Origin of the sequence: Corallococcus sp. RDP092CA (genome assembly GCF_041903675.1) — a bacterium.
In the GTDB taxonomy this organism is placed as follows: Bacteria; Myxococcota; Myxococcia; order Myxococcales; family Myxococcaceae; genus Corallococcus.
Map to the genome: position 1 here is coordinate 1 of NZ_JAYESI010000024.1, position 19342 is coordinate 19342.

The window sequence follows — 19342 nt, forward strand, 5'->3', positions numbered from 1 at the left end:
CGCACCCTCTGCCCTTCATGGAGGACATGCTCCGGTGCGCCATGGCCTACCGGGTGGAGGACGTGAAGGCGGCGGCCTGCGGGTTGTCCAAGCCCCTGCGCACCGTCTTCCTGCGGCTCTTGAGCCGTAACCCTGCTTCCCGCTACCCGACGGCGGCGGCGCTGGAGGTGGAGCTGCGGGCGCAACTGGCGCGGCTGGGGCCGTACTCGGGAGCGGACGCGGTGAAGGAAGTCCAGGAGGCGATGATGGAGGGGGGTGAGGAGTTGGAGGAGTTGGACTTGATGGAGGACGAGGGCGGCATCGTCCCCGCCTTCCCACCGCTGAGTCAGGACGACATCCGCACGGAGCCCCGACCCCTGCGTAGCGCGGACGAGACGACGACGGAGCCGCAACCGGGCGCCCTGCGCCTGACGAGGCATTAGCACCCGCTGGCCCGAGGCGGCCGGCTCCCATTCCCTTCAATCCTGAGTCATGACGCGCGGCCGGCCTCAAGCCGGGCTGAACGTCAGACGTGTGTCCTTTGCTCCCTTCGCTGGGGGCATTGCTGGGAGGCGTGTATGCGAATGACGAGACGTTGGGCGGTATGGCTGTGGTTGCTGTGGCCCGTGTCCGCGTGGGCGGAGGACGTCCCAGAGGTGCCGCCCGTGGAGGAAGACGCGCCTCCTGGCGAAGACATCTCCTTTCCGACTCCGGAGGAGGTGTCCCGGACGTCGTCCCAGGAGCGGCCCTGGAACTACCTCACGCGCGTGGAGGCGGGGCCGTGGGCGCTGTGGCCCCAGCGCGGGGGCGAAGCCGAGGGCTTCATGCAGGTGGAGCCGATGCTGGTGCTGGACGGCGGAGAGAAGTTCGGCGCGAACCTCGGAGGCCCGGTGCGCTTTCGCCTCCGGGGCGGCGAAGGCGCGGGGCGGGTGCGGAAAGAGGACTGGGACACCCTCTCGGACTTCGGGCAACTGGTGAGGGCGCTGAAGCTGGGGGCCGACTCGTCGCCCGTGGCGTTGTGGGTGGGGCAGATGGAGGGCTTCCACCTGCTGTCCGGGCACCTGGTGCGGCGCTACTCCAACCTGACGAATCCGGACTACCACCCAGCGGGCGCCCTCCTCACGGCCATGGCGGGCCCGCTGTACGTGGAGGGCTTCGCCTCGGACGTGCTGGCCGCGCGCCTCATGGCGGCGGAGGTAGAGGTGGACGTGCAGCACGTCCTCTTCGGCAAGCCGCGCAAGCGCAAGCACTACACGCTGTCGCTGTCCGTCGCCCATGACTTCGCGCGGGTGTCCGAGACGTCGCGCCGGCCGCTGCTGGCGCACCTGGACGGCACGGCGGTGCTGTGGCTGCGCAAGGGCCGCGAGGTGCACGTCGTCGCCGGGTGGGGCGGGCGTCCGGGAGAAGGTGGGGCCTGGGGCGCGGTGGCGGGCATCGGCCTGGACGTGGTGACGCCGCAGCTGGACTTGCTGGCACGGCTGGAGGTGCGCCGGCAACACGGCGGCTTCCGTCAGGGCTACTTCGGCGCGGACTACGAGTTGGCGCGCTTCCAGGCGGCGGGCACCTCCGGCCTGCCGCTGGCGGAGGCGCCCTTCCCGGACGGGTACTCCGTGCAGACGGAGGCCTCGGTGGCCTGGGACGCGGAGCTGCTGGACGAGGTGCTGCACCGTCACCTTCGCATGACGGTGGGCGTGGAGGCTTTCAGCTGGGGCCGCCTGGACGCGGACTGGCGCCTCGGTGTGCAACTGCTTCACCGCAACGTGGAGCTGGCCGTGAAGGGGCTGGCGGTGGGGGCGGAGGCCACGGTGCCGGTGCTCTCGCTGTCAGCGGAGGGCGTGCTGGTACTGGAGCGCGTCGCGGTGCCAGCAGGGCGCGCAGCATCGGTGTTGAGCGGCGGGCCCGGGGCGGCCATCATCCTTCAGAGGGCCAACACCGCCTCGAAGGGAGGAGCGCCTGCCCAGGGGCCTGGGCAGTGGGGGCCCGCGAGCGAGTCGATGTCCGCGCGCGCCCGGCGCTACCAGGAGCAAATCACCGGGCATTCGGCGGATGAGGCGTACTGGGTCGGTGGCGTGGGCCCGAAGAGTGGAGGCGTGAAGTTCGATGGGTTCAAGGATGGGGTGCTGCTGGAGGCCAAGGGGCCAGGCTATGCGAAGTTCTTCGAGGGACTGGAGCCCAAGGATTGGTTCCGCCACTCTGGGGCCAAGGACCTTATCGAGCAGGCAGATCGACAGAGCAAGAAGGCACGGGGATCAGGGGGCTGGATCGAGTGGCATGTCGCGGAGGAGAAAGCCGCCGCTGCTATTCGCTCGCTACTACGGGAAGCGGGAGTTGAAGGCGTGAAAGTTCTTCACACTCCGGCTCACTGAGGGGAAGGTCATCGTGTCCGATAAAATGGAAACCTTCGCGGACAGTTACTACGTCGGCGCGTACTGGGGAGCTCGGAAAGAATCACCCCGAGGATGCGCCGAGCGGACGGCAACATTTCTCAACCTGTTGGCGCTGAGCGACCCATTCCTGTCGCGCTGGTACAAGCCCACAAGGTCTAAGAAGGATGCGCACCAGTATCCGCTCATGCCTCCCGACTTGGCCACGCTCACGGAGTCATTCCGAAGCGGAGTTAATCGAGAGAAGGGTGGACCTGCTTTCGAGGATCTCGGTTTCAGCTTCTGGTTCGGCAATGGGGGAATGGGGGCCGACAGCGCGGAGCTACGCATCAAGTGCGGGGACTACTGCGGGGCTACGCCCAATTCATGTGTCCTGAAGCTGCCACGTAAGGGCCCCAATGCGGAACGCCTCCTGACCGCACCGATGATGGCCGCTCTGCTCCGAATGATGGAGGTTGCATGGGCGCCTGATTGGGCCGTGGCTACGTCAACGAACTTTCGTGACGTTCTGTCGGAGAATGGCTCGACGGGAACCTTCGTGGGATGGGTCACGTACCTGTCGCGGCATCGCGGAACGGTGCCACCGCTCCCTGCCCCTGTTCGCATCGAGCCAGTTGAGGACAGGGGCGCGATCGTCATCCTTACCCCTACAACTTTGACCGCGAGCAATCCCGAGCACATCGCGCTGGCGAGGCGCGTGAGTGAACTGCTGGCCAGGGCTGGCCTGTTGCGCTCTGTCCTCACCTCCTGACTCAGGGCTGCCATGTGCCCCCAGTGTGCCCCTCCAGCGTGGATTGAGGGGGCACACCAGGGAACTCCCCGGAACAGCACGGGATGGCGGCCCGAGCGAAACCAGGGCGACAGACGGGTAACTGCGCGTCCTGCGTGAGGTTTCCTGCCGCCCTAGCGAAGGTGACGCTCATCTTCGCGATCCAGTAGCTACTGCCATTCCAAGGCCAGCCATCTCAACGGCTTGCCGGGGTGCTGCGTTGGTGGGGGGCTGTCATGTGCCCCCATGCGCCCCTCTGGCGCGGTCAGGCCAGAGCGGCGCGATGCTGTGAAGCGGGCGCGTCGAGTTCCTTTGTCTCTGGCAAGAGGTGGGCGTGCCGCATCGTCATGTCCAGTGGTGCTGACTCCTGGCTCGCCGGAGGGCGGTTCTCTTTTGCGATGGAGACACGGCCTACGAGCTCTTCCAGGACCTGGGCACCGGCCGGAGCGGCGAGCGTGTTCTCTTCGCGCATCCTCGGACGCCCAACTGCTACCGGGGCAAGGTCCTGGTGAAATGAAGCGCGGCCTGGGCGCCGTCCTGGAGCACGTCGAGGGTTTCAGCCTGAACACCCTCGAAACCCGGATGACATCTATACGGAGCCCTTCCCGAGGCGCAGCGCGGACGAGACGACGACGGAGCCGGGCTCTGGCGCCCTGCGCCTGACGCGGCATTAGCACTCGCTGGTCCGAGGCGGCCGGCCCCCTTTTCTCCTCATCCCTGAGCAGCGACCCGCGGCCAGCCCAAACCGAGCGGAACGTCAGACGTGTGTCCTTTGCTCCCCTCGCTGGAGACATTGCGGGGAGGCGTGTGTGCGAATGACACGAAGTCGGGCGGTATGGCTGTGGTTGCTGTTGCCGGTGGCCGCATGGGCCGAGGACGTCCCGGAAGTGCAGCCCGTGGAGGAGCAGCAGCGCCAGCAGGCCACTGCGTGGCGCTCGCTGCTGCGGCTGGACGCGACGACGTGGGCCCTGCTGCCGCGCGCGGGTATCGGCTCGGACGAGGGCTTCCTCCAGGTGGAGCCGACGCTCATTCTCGACGGAGGCGCGGAGTTCGGCCTCAACCTGGGCGCCCCGGTGCGGCTGCGGCTGTGGGGTGGAGGGGAGGACACGGGCCTCGTGCGGCGGGAGGACTGGGACAGCCTCTCGGACTTCGGGCAGGTGGTGCGCGGCCTCAAGCTGGGCTCGGACAACGCGTCCGTGGGCGTCTGGTTCGGCGGGCTGGAGTCCTACAGCCTGCTGTCGGGACACCTCGTGCGGCGCTACTCCAACCGAAGCAATCCTGACTACCACCCGGCCGGAGGCTTCCTCACCGGCACCCTGGGGCCTCTCTACACGCAAGCCTTTGCTTCGGACGTGCTGGGGGCGCGCCTCGTGGGCGCGGAGGTCGCGCTGGACGTGCAGCACGTCCTCTTCGGCCAGCCCCGCGAGCCGGGCCGCTACACGCTGGCGCTCTCCGCCGTGCATGACTGGGGGCGGGCCGGAGGGCGCGCCCCCTCGGTGACGCTGGCGCACCTGGACGGCACCGCCGTGGTGGTGGTGCGGCCGGACTTCGAGGCACACCTGATTGCTGGTTGGGGCGGGCGGCCAGGTGCGGGCGGCGCATGGGGAGCCGTGGTGGGCGCGGGCGCGGATGCGTTGACGCCCACGCTGGACATGCGGCTGCGCTTTGAGGTGCGCAGGCAGCACGGCGGCTTCCGACAGGGCTTCTTCGGTCCGGACTACGAGCTGGCGCGCTTCCGGGCCGCAGGGCCGGAGAGAGTGCCGCTGGCGGAGGCGCCCTTCCCGGACGGGTACTCGGCTTATGGCGAGGCGGAGGTGGGGTGGGACGCGGTCCGCTACGGCGGCCTCTCCAAGCACCTGAAGCTGTCGCTGGGAGTGGAGGCCTTCTCGTGGGGGCGCTTCGACGTGGATGGGCGCGTGGCGGTGCAGCTCTTCGCGCGCAGCCTGGAAGTGGTGTTGAAGGGGCTCGGAGTGGGCATGGGACAGCCCGGGGCGCGCTACCTGGGGGCCACCGAGGTCCGCTGGCGATTCCTGGGCGGGAAGCTCTCCGCGCTGGGGACGGGCGGCACCCTGCTGCTCCCCACGTCGGAAGGGACGCTGCGGCCGGGGGCTTTCGCCTCGGTGGGCCTGGGGGTGGACAATGCGCGCTGACGCCCTGTTGCTGGCCGTGGCGTTGCTGGCCACGGGATGTGCCTCCGTGCCGCACGCGCCTGGGAGTCGTCGGAGCTTGAGCTACGCGCCGCGTGCGGCTCCTACGCCCGCGTGGGTGGAGGCTCCGAGCGGTGCGTCCCCGCGCGCCCGGAACTCTCCACCGTCCGCCATCTCGGGCCCCGAGACGTCCCAACGGATGTTGCGTCGCCAGGGGCCCCGCGACGACGTGACCGCCGTGGGAAACAGCGCGGTCGGGGGCAAGGCCCTGCGCGCTGCATCGACGCGGCAAGCGGTCCTCGATGCCACGGACGAGATGAAGGGCTCCCTGCGCGACGTCGAGGCTGCGCTCTCCAGGCTGGCGGCTCGTCCTTCGGACCTTTGGGGCTTCAGCCTCACTGGCGCCTTCACGCGCTACCTCGACCATGGTTCCGGCCAGGTGAAGTGGATGAAGGGTGCGCTCGGGAGCGCCACTGCGTTCACGGATGCGGCCTCGGAAGTCGATGACACGGACATGGAACTGGGCCTCCTCCGCATGGCGGGGCCAAGGCTCCAGGCGGCCCAATTCGGGACCCTCCTCCTGGCCACCTGGGTGGACTTCCTCCACCTCGCGGACGCCATTCTCCGAAACTGCCCGATGTGCAGCGTCGAGAAGCTCTTCACGGACCTGCACCGCGTGCAGGGACTCATGGAGCCCACGCTGACGGACCTCGCTTCCCTGGACCCGGAGCGGGTCGAGGCCGCGACCCTCGCGATGCCCGAGCTGATGGGGAAGCTGACGCGTGAGTTCGACACGCTCCAGCGAGAGACCCGCTCGACCCTGAAGCTCGGCGGGCAGGTCATCGCGGCGATGCAGGCGGTGGAGATGGTCACCATGATTTCCACCATGAAGATGGCCCTACCGCGCGTGCCACCCTCGGCCCCTGCGACGCTCGGCGTCGGCCTCGTGATGAGCTCGGGTGGGGTGATGGCAGGCTCGCGGCTGGTGGTCTCCGCCGAGTGGGTGGAGCTGATGCGAAGGCTCGTGCAGGCGGGAGTCATCTCCGTTCCTGCCGTCGGCGCGGCCGTCCTCATTCACGGCGGACAGGTCACGATGGCCCAGGCGCATCAGGACCTGCCCAAGGGCGTGCGCGACGCGCTGGGGGACAGCCCCGAGGTGCGCGGCATGCAGGTGACGGGCAGGGCCGGGGCGGGCATGTCCGACGCGCCCAAGCACCACGTGTTGCCGCAAGAGCACCGCGAGTGGTTCGAGCAGCGCGGCTTCACGGGCGACATGGACATCGACCAGTTCTGCGTCCGGTTGGAGCAGGCCCACCACGAGGCGATTCACGGCGGGGGGAACTGGAAGCTGGGACGCATGTGGCCCGGTGAGTGGAACCGGATGATCATGGAGGCTCTGCACGAAGCTGAGATCACGGCAGGTCGGAGGTTGACGCGGAATCAGGTCCTGGACATCGTCGTGGAGCGTATGAAGGTCTACAAAGTCCCAATCGCGTTCACGAAAGGGAGCAGCCGATGAACGACGGACGTTCATGGCGGGAGAACTGGAAGGCCCGCTTGTATGAGCGCATCCGCGAGCGGGGCTACGACTCACTCACGGCTTTTGCCGAGGCCCGTCCCACCGCATCGTTGGTGGCGCTGGCCGAGGAGCTGGGTCCGGACGACGTTGCCGGAATTCAGGTGTACGACGGATTGGTAGCTGAAGCAGTGCGAAGCAAACGAGTGACCCGCTTGGTACGTGGACAACTTGTGCGCGAGCTGTGGGGGAGCATCCCTGAGGGTTGGCCAGCCGTGCTGGATGACGACAACCGCTTCAAGGTTGCCAAGGCACTTGGCCCCTGGATTGCCTTTACTCCAGACACGCATAAGGAGCGCGCACGCCAATGCAGGACGTCGCTCCTCGCCAATCCGCCCCCTGCTGGCTGGCGTCCACTCGGCCCCGACGACAATCTTCTCCGGACGCTTCTCCCCGACGAAGAAGCCTGACCGACAGCGGGTAAACCCGCCAGTTGGCGAGACGGAGCGCCACGTTGCGACGTCGCCGCTTCGTCCCGCAGAACTCAACAAAGGGGGAAGCCGATGACCGACGGCCGTTCGTGGCAAAGGAGCTGGAATGCCCGCCTATATATGAGCGGGTCCGCGAATGTGGTGACGACATGCTCACCGCCTTTGCTGAGACGGGACCGTTAATCCTCCGCCGCTGCCAGCAGCTCCACATCCCGGAGCAGGGCTTCCAAGCCTCCCTCGCCCTCGGTGACCCGATAGTAGCCGCGAAGCTGTCCTCGGGCGTCCACGAGCACGAAGTGCTCGCCGTGGAAGACGCTGAAGAAGTCGTCCTCGCCCGCGTCGGCGTCGCGGCCCATCATCACCCGGAAGCCCTCCAGCACCGTCGTCTCCACCTGATCCAGTGGTCCCGTCAAGAGCGTCCAGTTGGACGTGTCGATGCGGTGGTCGCGCGCGTAGGCGGTCAGCCGCTCCGGCGTGTCGTAGCGCGGGTCCACGCTGAATGAGGCGAAGCGCAGGTCCAGGCCCTGTTCCCGGGCCTGCCGCTGCACCTTCAGCATCTTCTCCGTGAGCAGCGGGCAGACGGTGGGGCAGCGGGTGAAGAAGAAGTCCGCCACGTAGAGGTGGCCCCGCATGTCGGCGTCGGAGAAGGGACGCCCCGTCTGGGCGGTCAGCTCGAAGCGCGGGAGCGGCCCATACAGGGGCAGGTTCCGCGCGGCGATGCGCGCGCGTTCGCGTTGAGCGAGCGGCCACGCGATGAACAGCAGCGCGAAGCTCAGCGCCACCGCGAGCGCGAGCCAGGAGATGGGCCTGCGTGATGCGGAGACAGGGGTGGACATGGGCTTCATGGGAGGCGGCAGGAGCGGAGACAGCGCGCGTCCGTGACGATGCGTTCAGAGGGAGAGGGGCTTTGATTCGAGTCGTAGACGCCTCGGACCTGGAGGCGTTGATCCACCAGCAACAGGAGGCGCCCGCTGTCCCCAAGCCGCCGCCAATCCGGGTGGAGCATCGTGGAGGTGCTCGGCGTCGCGAGGACGAGCCGAACCGGGACGCCGTCAGCCTCCAGTTGTGCCTGGACCTGCCCCAGGAATGGGAGACGCTGCGCCTCCGGCGCCAACGCGAACTGGATCAGGGTGAGCTGTCCATGAAGCGCTCCGGTCTCCAGCGGCTGACCTCGGTCACCGTGAAGTGTGAGCGCGGGCAGTGGGCCATACACAGGAGGCGGTACCTCCAGCTCCCACGAGGCGTTCGTGGAGGGCGCCTCCGACCAGGCGAAGTCCAGCACCAGGACGAGCGCCGCGCACGCGAGCACGGACACGGTCAGCCCCGCGGCTCCCAGCACCCCGAACACCCATGAGCGGGGCTGCGCTGAAGCGGAGGGATGGGCGGTCATTGCAGGTGCACCCTCTCGCATCCAGAGCGCCTGCGCGATGCGACACCTTGTCGCAGAACCCTGACCGGTCTCTTCCGCTACACGGCGGTGATGAAGACACTGCTGATGGGAATGCTGTTGCTGGGCGCGACGCTCTCCGCCGCGCCAGCTGCTGGGAGCGATGCGGGGCAGGTGAGCGCGGCTGTCAGTGTCGGCACGGTGGTGAGTGCATCCGGCCGGCTCCGCGTCGAGGTCCTCTCTCCGATGACACCCCTGCGAAGAGGTGTTCAGGTGTTTCAGGTGCGGGTCACCGACGCCGCGTCGGGGAAGCCGGTGTCTGGAGTCGTGCTGTCCGTCCAGCCCTGGATGCCCGCCATGGGCCACGGCGTCTCCGACGTCCCACGCGTCACCGCGCGAGCCCCCGGGACCTTCGAGGTGTCCGACATGGACCTCTTCATGCCCGGAGCCTGGGAGCTGCGCTTCACGCTGAAGGGGACGGTGGAGGACTCCGCGGCCGTGACCCTCAAGCTGGGACGGTAGGCGGGCGTGAGCGGCCGCCCCCGGGCTTGCCGGCTGGCAGTGGCGGCGGGGCGTTCCGCGGCGCCGCAGGCACGGAGCCCGGGCTGCATGCCGCGTGAGGCGTCTGCCCGGGCAGCAACTTCGCGGAGCCCCATCCGGAGCGCGTCGCGCGGGCCGGCGATGTGCCCTTCAGGCGATGGCAGCTCGGAAGCTCAGGGCTCGCGCGGCATCAAGCCGCTGAACTCGTAGATGAACGCACCGTTCTCCGTGACGTCCACGGTGCAGGCGCCCGCGCGGGACAACCCTTCGAGCACCTCCTTGGCTTCAGTGAACGAGAGCTGCGTGCTCGCCGCCACCTCGGCGATGGTGACGCGGCCGCCGCGCGCCTGCGCGCAGGTGAGCACCATGCGTTCGAGGTCACGCCCGCTCAGGGCCGGCCGCGCCGACTCCCCCAACCCGGGGGGCTGCTTCGCGCGCCTCGCGGAGCGGATGAGGGCCAGTCCCCCGAGGATGAAGAGGGCGGCGAGCAGGAACCCTGTGACCGAGCTCCGCGCCGTGCCCTCGCGCAGGTGGTCGAGCTCCACGCCGACGCCCACGATGCCGAATGCGGCCAGCAGTCCCCCGATGATGCTCTTCATGCATCCCCCATCGCGGCGGGACCGCCCCTCTGTCCCTCGCGCTGGTTCATAACAGAAGACCTCGCGTCTCCATCCGGAGCGCGGTGGTGCCCGGGCCCGCCCGTGGAGTTGAATGGCGTCGAGGGCCCCATGACGACCGCCGCCGATACCTCCAGCGCTTCCCCGAAGTCCTCCTCGCGCCTGCCCGTCGTCTTCATCCCGCACGGCGGTGGTCCCTGGCCATTCGTGGAGCTGGGCCTTCCGAAGGCGGAGGTCCAGGCCCTCGCGACGTACTTGAGTCAGGTGGGCCAGCGCCTCGCGACGCCGCCCAAGGCGCTGCTCGTCATCTCCGCCCACTGGGAGGAGCCCGTGCCCACGGTGATGACGTCCGCCGCGCCGCCCATCCTGTATGACTATTACGGCTTCCCACCGGAGTCGTACCGCATCCCCTGGCCGGCGCCGGGCCACCCGGGACTCGCCGCGCGGGTGCGGGAGCTGCTCGCCTCGGCGGGCTTCTCCTCGGCGGCGGACCCCGCGCGCGGCTACGACCACGGCACCTTCATCCCGCTGAAGCTGACGTACCCGGAGGCGGACATCCCCTGCGTCCAGCTGTCGCTGAAGCAGGGGTTGGAGCCCGCGGAGCACCTGGCCATGGGGCGGGCGCTCGCGCCGCTTCGCGACGAGGGCGTGTTCATCATCGGCAGCGGGATGACGTTCCACAACCTGCGCGCCTTCGGGGACCCTCGCGCATACGAGGTCTCCGCGAAGTTCGACGCGTGGGTCCAGGACGCCGCCACCTCTCCCGCCGCCATGCGCGATGAGAAGCTCACGCAGTGGACGCAGGCCCCGTTCGCGCGGCTCGCCCATCCGCGCGAGGAGCACCTGCTCCCCTTGATGGTCGCCGCAGGCGCCGCCGGAGAGGACCGGGGCACCACCGCCTGGTCCGGCTCCATGATGGGGACGCGCATCTCCGGCTTCCAGTTCGGCTGACGCCGAGAGGGGCCCTCAGCCCTTGGAGGCAGGGGCCTTCTTCTCGCGCAGGACCTGGAGGACCTCCCGCGCGGTGGCGGCGGAGGACGCCGGGTTCTGCCCGGTGATGAGCCGCCCGTCGCGCACCGTGAAGCTCTTCCACAGCGGACCGGACTCGTAGCGGGCGCCCAGCTCGCGCATCCGGGTCTCCAGCGGGAAGGGGACGATGGCGTCGTACTTCGCCGCCTGCTCCTCCGCGTTGCTGAAGGCCGCCACGCGCTTGCCCGCCACCAGCGGCTTGCCGTCCGGGCCCTTCACGCCCACCAGCGCCGCGGGGCCGTGGCACACCGCCGCCACCACCGCGCCGCGCGCGTAGCCCGCGGCGAGCAGTTGGTGCGTGGGCGCGTGCTGGGCCAGGTCCCACATCACGCCGTGCCCGCCCACCACGAAGTACGCGTCGTAGGTGTCCTTCACCTGCGCGAGGACCTGCGTGTTCGCCAGCTTCCTCGTCGCCTCGGCGTCCGCGAGGAAGGCGCGCGTGTCCTCCGTCTGCGCCTTCTCGCTGCGCGGGTCGACGGGCGCCTTGCCGCCCAGCGGCGAGGCGATGTCCACCTGGGCCCCGGCCTTCACGAACTGCTCGTACGGCGCGGCGAGCTCCTCCAACCAGAAGCCCGTCTTCTCTCCGGTGCTCCCGAACTGCGAGTGGCTGGTGACGATGAGCAGCACCTTCACGGCGGTGAGCGCTTCCATGGGACGCCTCCTTTTCGAGCCCCTTCCCCGGGGCGATGGGCGAGGCATACGTCCCGGCCGCCCCCAAGAAAACCGAGGGCTCCTTCACATAAGCTGAAGCCATGCTTGGCAATCGCGAAGCGCTCTGGACGCTGTGGGAGGTGAGCCGCGCGGGCACGCACGCGGCCGCCGCCGCGCGCCTGGGCATCACCGCCTCCGCCGTGGGCCAGCAGCTCAAGGCGCTGGAGCGGCACGTCGGCGTGGCGTTGTTCGAGCGGGTGGGACGTCGGGCCCGGCTCACCCCGGCGGGAGCGGCGCTCGTCGCGCGGCTGGGCGAACACCTGCCCGCGCTGGACGCCGCGGTGGAGGAGGCCTCCGAGGCCCAGCGCGCGGTGCGCGGCGAGGTGTCCCTGGGTGGGCCCTGGCCCTTCTTCCGGTACTGGCTCCGGCCGCGCCTGCCGGGGCTCCTGGCGAGGCACCCGGAGCTGCGGCTGGACGTGCGCTTCGACGTGCCCAGCCGCGTGTCCCGCCTGCTGCTGGAGGGCGCGCTGGACCTGGGCATCCTCGGGCTGCTGCCGGAGGCCCCGGGCCTGGAGGTCCGGCCGGTGGCCCAGGAGGAGTTCGTCGCCGTGGGAGCGCCCTCGTACCTGGAGCGGTGGGGAACGCCGCGCGGGGCGCGCGACTATGGTGCGCACCGGTTCATCGCCTTCGACGCGGACCTGGCCATGCTGGCGCCGTGGTGGCGCGCTGCCTTCGGGCCGAAGGAGCCCCTGCCCGCGCGGGTGGTGTGCCGCGTCGCGAACCTGGACGAGATGCTGGCCCTGGTGGAGGCGGGCGTGGGGCTGGCCGTGCTGCCGGACTACCTCGTGGCGCCCGCCGTGCGGGAGAGGCGGGTCGTGACGCTCACGCCGGAGCCGGGCCGCCGCTCCGCGCGGCGCCCCCAGGGAACGCTCTACGTCGCGTGGCGCAGGGCCGCCGCACCCACGGCCCGCTTCCTCGCGGTGCGCGACTGGCTCCTGGCCGGATAGGCGCTTTCAAAGGACCTGGGCGCGGAGGGAGCGCACGTCCGCCTGTCCTCCCTCCAGGGAGGTGAGGGCGCGCGGCCGGGCTCCGGCACGGACGGTCGTGGTTCCCGGCGGGGCAGGGTGTCCCCATCTTTCCCTTGGGGAAAGCGAGCCCATGCCGCCACGGAGGGGGTCTCCGTCGGGAAGCGGGCTCCTTCGCACGACGCGGGAGGACGTGGCCAATGCGGAGAACGCGCGGGACGGCGGGCCTGCTGGTGCTGGGCCTGGTGGGGCTCGGAGGGCTGTGGGCGTGCAACGGCGAGCCGGGGCCCGGCGGCCCTTCCGCGAAGCACCGTGAGGGCCGCTCGGAGGTGCTGCGAGGGCTGATGGCCTCCAGGGAGAACGTGGACCCCAAGGCCCTGAAGGCCGCGGGCGCGGAGGCGAAGGGCACGGCGCCAGCGCCGACCTCGGAGGGAACGGGGGGCTCCGGTCAGCCGTCGCGTCCGATGGGCTGGGCCGCGGGCCGCGTGTCCTGGGTGGGCGACGACGAGCTGCTCTTCGTGGACGGCCACGGTCAGGAGCAGGAGGTCCGCGTGGACGAAGCCACGCGGATCAAGCGCGGCGACGCGAACGCGCAGCTGCGCGACATGTCCGAGGGCGATGAGATCCGCGTCACCTACGAGGACCAGGGCCAGGAGTGGATCGCCCGGGACGTGGACGCGGTGCCCGCGCAGCCGGCGCCCAGGCCCGACCCCGAGTCTCCGCCCCTGCGCTGACTAGAACGCGCCCCCATCCGCGCGCCGGCCAGGCGAGGACCGCAACCCGGGCGTCAGCGTGTTGTGCAGCACGAAGCGCGCGTCCGGCGTCAGGTCCGGGGAGCGGTTGATGGACACCGCGTCCACGGTGCTGAAGTACTCGACGCTGTCCACGCTGCCGCCGTCGGTGCGCATGAGCCGCACCACGTCCGACGTGTTGTTGAGGCCCAGCGTCCCGGTGGAGGCCGCGACGGTGTCGGGCGTGCCGGGCGCGAAGCCCTCCGGCCCGCCGAAGACGACCAGGGGCCGGCCCGGCGCGAGCACCGTGCCCGGGGCGAAGACATGGCGCTGGGCCAGGGCGTCCCACAGGCTCCAGCCGGACAGGTCCACCGGGACGGCGCCCGCGTTGTAGAGCTCCACGAACTCGTGCGCGGTGCCGCCGGGGAGCGCGGGCTCGTTGGCGAGCAGCTCGTTGATGAGCACGCGGGGCTCCGTGCGGGTGAACCAGATGCGGCCGGGGCTCATGTCGAAGCGCGACGCGTTGGCCGTGTCCACCACGCGCACGCGCACCAGGTCGCTCTCCACGTCCGGCACGGTCCAGGTGAAGGTGCCCGCGTCCGCGCGCACCGAAGCGGCCACGACCTTCCAGGTGTCGCCGCTGTCGTAGGTGGCCTCGATGCGCACGGTGTCCACGCCCAGCGAGCGCCACGTGACCGTCAGCGGGGAGCCCACGACGAACGTGCCGCTCAGCGGCGCGGTGAGCCGCACGCGCGGGCCGGGCACGCCGCTCAGGTCATAGCGGGTGAGGACGGGGTAGTGGTCGCTGACGGTGCGCGCGTAGTCCGGGATGGACGTGTCGGGCCGGAGCACCTGGACCCCGCCGGGCACGGCGAGCACGGCCACCTCGTCGGTGACGAGCGTGTGGTCGATGACGTCGTCGTACTCCGTGGTGGTGCGGGCGTTGGCGTCGGTCAGCTCCCGCGTGAGGAACGTGTAGTGCGTGGGGTCGTCCAGGAAGTTCAGGTAGGGCGAGGGCAGCGCGACGCCGCTCTCCTTGGAGATGGAGTGGTCCAGGTCGTCGTTCCAGTCCCCGATGACGAGCACGCGGGCCTCGGGCAGCCACTGGTCCAGGTAGTTCTTGAGGGCGACCGCGGAGCGCTGGCGCTGGTCGTAGGACGTCCGGTCCTCGAAGGCCTTCATGTGCGTGACGATGACGACCAGCGGCGCGTCCTCGCCGTGGATGCGGGTGGTGAAGTCCACGCGCAGCGGCGGGCGTCCGCCGAAGTCCGCGGCCTGCGCGGTGAGGATGACCTGGGCGCTGCGGTAGGTGAGCGAGCGGTCGTAGAGGATGCCGGGCTTCTGCTCGCCAGCGGAGTACTGCGACGTGCCGCTGAGGACGTAGGTGGTGTTGTTGGCGAGGAAGCCGCTGTAGCTGCCGGGCAGCCCCGCGATGAGCGTGTTGAAGTCCGCGGTGTCCACCATCTCCACCAGGCCCCAGACGTGGGCGCCCGCGTCGAGGATGACGTCCCGGGCCCCCGCGACCTGGAGGTCGTCGGGCACGCCGCCGTCGGAGGTGGAGTTCACCGGGCCCTGGTTGGGCGCGCCGAACCACTCCAGGTTCCAGTGGCCCACGGTGAACAGCGAGAGGGGCGGCTGCACCCTCACGATCAGCCGCGCGTACGCGGTCTGGCCGTCCGCGTCGCGCACGATGGCGGTGAAGAGCGTCGAGCCCGCGGCGGTGGGCGTGCCGGACAGCGCGCCGTTCGCGGAGAGGGTGAGCCCCGCGGCCAGTGTCCCGGTGAAGCTCCAGGTGAACGGCGCCCGCCCGCCGGCGGCGGTGAGCGTCATGGCATAGGGCTCTCCCACGCGCCCATCCCCGAGCCCCTGGGTGCTCACGGTCAGCGTCGGAACGCCGCCACCATCCGGCACCCCCGCATCGGTGGACGTGCCGCCATCGGACGGTGAGCCGCCATCGTTCGATACACCGCCGTCACTCGACGAGCCGGCATCGTTCGACACACCGCCATCGTTCGACACACCGCCGTCACTCGACGAGCCGGCATCGTTCGACATACCGCCGTCGCCCGGTACGCCGCCGTCACCCGACGAGCCGGCATCGTTCGACACACCGCCGTCGCTGGAGGTGCCGCCATCCTCGGGTGTCCCCGCGTCGCCAGGCACACCGCTATCGACGGACTCGTCACCCGCGTCAGGTGTCCCGCCATCGTCGGGGATGCCGCCGTCGGAAGGCACGCCGCTGTCGGTGGACACGCCGCTGTCAGGAGTCCCGCTCGGAGCCGAGGGCGTGGAGCTGGGACACGCGGCGAGCAGCAGGGCGAGGACGGGCGCGACGATGCGAGCGAGGGACATGGAAGCCATCCGGTCCAGGTGCCGGAAAGGGAGCGCGGCCCACCGCGATGACGGGCGGTGCATCCCCATGGCTCCAAGCGTGACACATCCCCCTGTCATCAAGAAGAAGGGCCGCGCCCACCAGGAGTGGACGCGGCCCTTGTCACAGCAGGGGCTCTGGCGCGGCGATTACGGCGTCGGGCCGCCCGGGGTCACCGTGGTCACGAACGCGAAGTCCGCGTTGTTGTTGTTCGTGTCATTGCCGTTCGGGGTCCGCTGCAGGGAGCCCACGGTGGCGTTCGAGTCCGCGGCGGTGGTGCGCGCGCCCTCCTCGAAGTTCAGCGTCTTGTCACCCGCCGCCGTGGCGATGGTGAACACGGCGCTCGGGACGGGGGAGCCACCCGCCTCGTAGAACACGCTGTCGAGGAGCGTGCCCGCCACGGTGTCGAGCAGGCCCGCACCGTCACCGGTGCCGTTCTGGATGATGTCGGTGTTCGCGCCGGAGGCCGACTTGAGGACCAGCCGCAGCGTGCCCGCCGGCAGGTTCGCCGAGGCGAAGAACGGATCGGATGCCGCGACGATGTAGCCGCCCGCGGGCAGCGACGTGACCGTGTTGCCAGCCGCGTCCTTGGTGTTCTTCAGCTCGAAGCGCAGGTACTCCTTGCGCGCGTTGCTGGGGGCTTCGCCGTTCACGAACAGCAGCTCGACGTTGGTCAGGTCCGCCGCCTCGGTGCCGCGGTTGTAGATCTCCAGGAACTCCGCGTTGTCGCTGCCCACGTTGTCGTAGTCGATCTCGTTGATGACCAGCGACGGGCCCGTCGGGGGAGGCGTCAGGCCGGTGAACGTCGCGGTCTTGGCGGCCGCGTCCACGGCCTTGCCAGCCAGGTCCGTCACCTCGCCGTTGACCGTCACCGTGTACTCCGTGCCACCCGTCAGCTCCGCCGTGGTCAGCGAGACCTGGTTGCCCGTGGCGGTCGCCGCCGACACGGCCACGGACGGCGTGAGACCGAAGTCCTCCGCCTGCACGCTGGCCGCGTTGAGCTTCCGGTCGAACGTCAGCCGCACCTCCGTGGAGCTCAGCGGACGCGCCTCGGTGAGCTTCGGCGCGGGGCACGAGGTGATGGTGAGCTGCTCCGGCGCGAACACGGACACCTGGGGCTGGGCGGTGAAGCGCCAGACGATGCCGGTGGGCACGGTCACGTCGCAGCCGGCGACCAGGTCCAGGTCCGTGGACAGGGTGGTGGGCATCCGCAGGCGCAGGGGGCTGGCGGTCGGCTCACCCACGGTGTCCAGCGGGAAGGCGGTGAAGGCCGCGCCGCTGCCAGCGCCCGCCTCCAGCTTGCCGGACACGGTGACCAGGCGGCTCTCGTAGGCGGCGGTCGTGCCGGCGTCCTCGAAGGTGCTGACGGCGTTCGCGTCCACCTTCAGGCCCGGGGGCGTCGCGGTGTCCAGGTTCCACACGCCGTGGTTCTTGCTCACCACGGTCAGGTCCGTGACGGTCTTCGCCACGTTGAGGCCGCTGATGATCTCCTTCTCCGTGACGTTCAGCGTCACGCGGTCACCCACGGCGACCGACGTGGGGGACGCGGAGCCGCGCACGAACATCGCCGGGCCGTTGGCCTCGGCCTGAAGGAAGAAGCCGGCGGCCTCCGTGGCCGCGCTGCCCGCCACCTCGGGCTTGATGAAGGTCACGAACGCGCCGCTCACGGGCAGCGGCGCGGTCTGCGCGCCCGCCGGGGCCGCGATGAACGCGGCGATCTGCGCGCTCGTATCCGCCGGCGGCGTGGTGACGCCGGAGGGCTCGCAGGTGTTCGTCTCGATGTTGCAGGACTCGGTCAGCGCGCAGGCCGGGCTGCACGCCTGGGGCTCCGTGCCGCCGTCCGTCTCCGTGCCCGCGTCCGTCTCCGTGCCGGCGTCGGTCTCCGTGCCCGCGTCCGTCCCGGTGCCCGCGTCGGTCTCAGTGCCCCCGTCCTCTTCCGGGGGCGTGTTCACCGTGCGCAGCTCACACTTGTTCTCCACGCAGGCATACGCCTGGCCCGCGGGCGGCGTGCCCTTGTCCCGACAGTCAAACTGATCAACACACTCGTCGCCGCAACCCGTGCCGACCGTGACGAACACGGTGGTCACGAGCGCCGGCAGCCAGCTCCGCTTCAGGCTCTGCTTCAGCATGTGAATGCCTCCCAAATGGGGGTCCAGATTGCAGGTGCGGTCCCCCTTACACCCGAAGACAGAGGGGCGTCCATTTGCCAGACCACCTGCCACGTCCCTGTCACTTGACGGGACATTGCGGTGCCTGGAAATCAAAGAAAGTCAGGGACTCCTCCGCCCTGGACCTGGCCTGGACGGTGGACCCGCGTACAGGTCGATGACCTCGCTGATGCCGCGCTGACACACCGCGCAGAAGGGCACCCGGTCCCGGGTGAACATCACGCAGTCCGTCTGGGGGCGGAAATAACCCTTGGCCTCGTAGTGGGCCCCCTCGAAGGCGCCCACCTTCCCGGAGACCTTCTGCGTGCCCAGGAACTTCTCCTCCCAGCTCCGCTGCTCCGTGAAGAGCGCGTCCATCTCCGCCTCGGGTTTGCGCTCCGCGCGAATCTTCTGCCGGCGTTGCTGCACCTGCAGGGCATGCGCGTCATAGGTGGCCTGGTTCCAGGGCGTGGGCAGCGGGGTGCCGGGGGCCACCAGGTCCTTCCACTTGAGCTGGGCGGGGTCGTGGAGGGCGGTGACGTTCTTCTCCCAGGGCTCCACCCGCTCCGCGGGCGCGGTGCCGTAGACGGGGGCGGAGGTGTAGTACTCGTCCGCCAGCCCCGCGAAGTGGTGGCCGAACTCGTGGACGAAGACGTAGGGGGCCCAGAGGCTGTCGGAGGCCACGGTGCTGAAGAGGTTGAAGATGCCTCCGCCGCCGTAGGTGTTGCCGTTGGACAGGATTTCGATGAACTCGTAGGGCGCGAAGGCGGCGGTGTCGCGCAGCGCGGCGTTGTCGAAGGTGAGGATGTAGCGCTCCGCGCCGAAGGCGTCGTAGGTGGAGCCCAGGGGCGGGCGGCGGTGGACGCCGGTGGAGGGCCGCGAGATGCCGGACTCGGCCGCCGCGGGCATCAGGCCCCAGACGTTGAAGTCCGCCTTGCGCTCCTTGAAGGGGGAGAAGCTGAAGAGGGTGTCCACCAGCTTGCGCGCGTCCTTCTCGAACTTGGCGCGCTCCGCCTCCGTGTAGCCGTCTCCCAGGATGAGGAAGTCCACCTTGTCCTGCGGCGGCCCGTTCTCCAGCAGCTTGAGCAGCGGGCCCGGCGCGGGCGGCGAGGACGGATCCACGAAGGGGTCCTTCGGATCCACCACCAGCGACCAGACTTCACGGAAGGCGTTCTGCTCGTCGCGCTTCTTCAGGATGACCTGGACGGGGCGGTCCGGCGTGGGGAAGCGCAGCGACTCACTGAACGTGCGGTGGGCCTGCTTCGCCTCGTCCGTCAGCTCCCACTCGCCGAAGATGGAGGCGAAGCCGCGCGAGTACAGGAGCCGGTTCGTCTGCCGCTCCCTCACCTCGAAGAGGTACTTGCCCAGGTTCGTCTCGTCGAGGGCCCGCGCCGGGTGGCCCGGCCAGGGCAGCGGCTCCACCACCAGCCGCTCCAGGCTGAAGCGCTCCTCGGTGGCGTTGCCGGTGTGGAAGTAGTCGACGCGGAACGTCCGGGGCGCGGCGAGGGCGGTGCTCGCCGTGAGCAGCAACAGCAGGAGGGAAGCGCGCATGAGGCGC

At 70.0% G+C, this 19342-nt stretch carries 17 protein-coding genes and 1 pseudogene; 10 read left to right on the plus strand and 8 right to left on the minus strand.

Annotation, left to right across the window (positions count from 1 at the left end; translation table 11 throughout):
• The 3 genes and pseudogenes from U8525_RS23820 to U8525_RS23830 form a co-directional block, all read left to right on the plus strand.
• Positions 1 to 422: pseudogene (locus U8525_RS23820) on the plus strand (serine/threonine protein kinase); the annotation flags it as partial.
• A gap of 141 nt (positions 423 to 563) precedes the next feature.
• Positions 564 to 2345: a Tox-REase-5 domain-containing protein gene (locus U8525_RS23825; protein ID WP_374268597.1), complete on the plus strand. Its 1782-nt coding sequence runs from the start codon at positions 564 to 566 to the stop codon at positions 2343 to 2345.
• Between the two features lie 13 nt (positions 2346 to 2358).
• Positions 2359 to 3114, plus strand: a complete 756-nt coding sequence (locus tag U8525_RS23830) for an immunity 52 family protein (protein WP_374268598.1) — start codon at positions 2359 to 2361, stop codon at positions 3112 to 3114.
• Positions 3115 to 3397: 283 nt separating this feature from the next.
• Here U8525_RS23830 and U8525_RS23835 read toward each other — a convergent pair whose 3' ends face one another.
• Complete coding sequence (locus tag U8525_RS23835) at positions 3398 to 3604, minus strand: hypothetical protein (RefSeq protein ID WP_374268599.1); 207 nt, start codon at positions 3602 to 3604, stop codon at positions 3398 to 3400.
• A gap of 343 nt (positions 3605 to 3947) precedes the next feature.
• Here U8525_RS23835 and U8525_RS23840 point away from each other — a divergent pair, with 343 nt between their 5' ends.
• From U8525_RS23840 to U8525_RS23850, 3 genes are all read left to right on the plus strand, one after another.
• Entirely contained in the window at positions 3948 to 5282 is a 1335-nt protein-coding gene (locus U8525_RS23840) for a hypothetical protein (RefSeq protein WP_374268600.1), read from the plus strand.
• A gap of 196 nt (positions 5283 to 5478) precedes the next feature.
• Positions 5479 to 6798 (plus strand): DUF2380 domain-containing protein, encoded by a 1320-nt coding sequence (locus U8525_RS23845; protein WP_374268601.1) that lies wholly within the window; start codon positions 5479 to 5481, stop codon positions 6796 to 6798.
• On the plus strand, positions 6795 to 7265 hold the full coding sequence (locus U8525_RS23850) for an NUDIX hydrolase (RefSeq protein WP_374268602.1): 471 nt from the start codon (positions 6795 to 6797) through the stop codon (positions 7263 to 7265). Before U8525_RS23845 ends, U8525_RS23850 begins: the two co-directional genes overlap by 4 nt.
• Before the next feature lie 200 nt (positions 7266 to 7465).
• Here U8525_RS23850 and U8525_RS23855 read toward each other — a convergent pair whose 3' ends face one another.
• Together U8525_RS23855 and U8525_RS23860 are read right to left on the minus strand one after the other, a co-directional pair.
• Positions 7466 to 8122 carry an SCO family protein gene (locus tag U8525_RS23855; RefSeq protein ID WP_374268603.1) on the minus strand — a complete coding sequence of 219 codons (657 nt, stop codon included), beginning with the start codon at positions 8120 to 8122 and terminating at the stop codon, positions 7466 to 7468.
• Positions 8123 to 8127: 5 nt separating this feature from the next.
• Positions 8128 to 8676 (minus strand): hypothetical protein, encoded by a 549-nt coding sequence (locus U8525_RS23860; protein WP_374268604.1) that lies wholly within the window; start codon positions 8674 to 8676, stop codon positions 8128 to 8130.
• Between the two features lie 111 nt (positions 8677 to 8787).
• Here U8525_RS23860 and U8525_RS23865 point away from each other — a divergent pair, with 111 nt between their 5' ends.
• On the plus strand, positions 8788 to 9195 hold the full coding sequence (locus tag U8525_RS23865) for a FixH family protein (protein ID WP_374268707.1): 408 nt from the start codon (positions 8788 to 8790) through the stop codon (positions 9193 to 9195).
• 191 nt (positions 9196 to 9386) lie between these two features.
• Here the strand turns inward: U8525_RS23865 and U8525_RS23870 are convergent, their stop codons facing one another.
• Positions 9387 to 9812 (minus strand): hypothetical protein, encoded by a 426-nt coding sequence (locus tag U8525_RS23870; RefSeq protein WP_374268605.1) that lies wholly within the window; start codon positions 9810 to 9812, stop codon positions 9387 to 9389.
• A 129-nt stretch (positions 9813 to 9941) separates the two neighbouring features.
• Between U8525_RS23870 and U8525_RS23875 the strand changes: the two genes are divergently transcribed.
• The gene (locus U8525_RS23875) at positions 9942 to 10781 is read left to right on the plus strand and encodes a class III extradiol ring-cleavage dioxygenase (RefSeq protein WP_374268606.1); all 840 of its coding nucleotides are present in this window, start codon (positions 9942 to 9944) and stop codon (positions 10779 to 10781) included.
• A gap of 15 nt (positions 10782 to 10796) precedes the next feature.
• Here U8525_RS23875 and U8525_RS23880 read toward each other — a convergent pair whose 3' ends face one another.
• A complete protein-coding gene (locus U8525_RS23880) occupies positions 10797 to 11510 on the minus strand; it encodes a type 1 glutamine amidotransferase domain-containing protein (protein WP_374268607.1) in 714 nt (237 codons plus the stop codon).
• Between the two features lie 101 nt (positions 11511 to 11611).
• Between U8525_RS23880 and U8525_RS23885 the strand changes: the two genes are divergently transcribed.
• Positions 11612 to 12517, plus strand: a complete 906-nt coding sequence (locus U8525_RS23885) for a LysR family transcriptional regulator (protein WP_374268608.1) — start codon at positions 11612 to 11614, stop codon at positions 12515 to 12517.
• Positions 12518 to 12735: 218 nt separating this feature from the next.
• A complete protein-coding gene (locus U8525_RS23890) occupies positions 12736 to 13269 on the plus strand; it encodes a hypothetical protein (protein ID WP_374268609.1) in 534 nt (177 codons plus the stop codon).
• Here U8525_RS23890 and U8525_RS23895 read toward each other — a convergent pair whose 3' ends face one another.
• From U8525_RS23895 to U8525_RS23905, 3 genes are all read right to left on the minus strand, one after another.
• Positions 13270 to 15618, minus strand: coding sequence for a lamin tail domain-containing protein (locus U8525_RS23895; RefSeq protein ID WP_374268610.1), 2349 nt, complete (start codon positions 15616 to 15618; stop codon positions 13270 to 13272).
• Positions 15619 to 15786: 168 nt separating this feature from the next.
• Complete coding sequence (locus U8525_RS23900; protein ID WP_374268611.1) at positions 15787 to 17766, minus strand: lamin tail domain-containing protein; 1980 nt, start codon at positions 17764 to 17766, stop codon at positions 15787 to 15789.
• A gap of 141 nt (positions 17767 to 17907) precedes the next feature.
• Entirely contained in the window at positions 17908 to 19335 is a 1428-nt protein-coding gene (locus U8525_RS23905) for an IgA Peptidase M64 (protein WP_374268612.1), read from the minus strand.
• Positions 19336 to 19342: the final 7 nt, after the last annotated feature.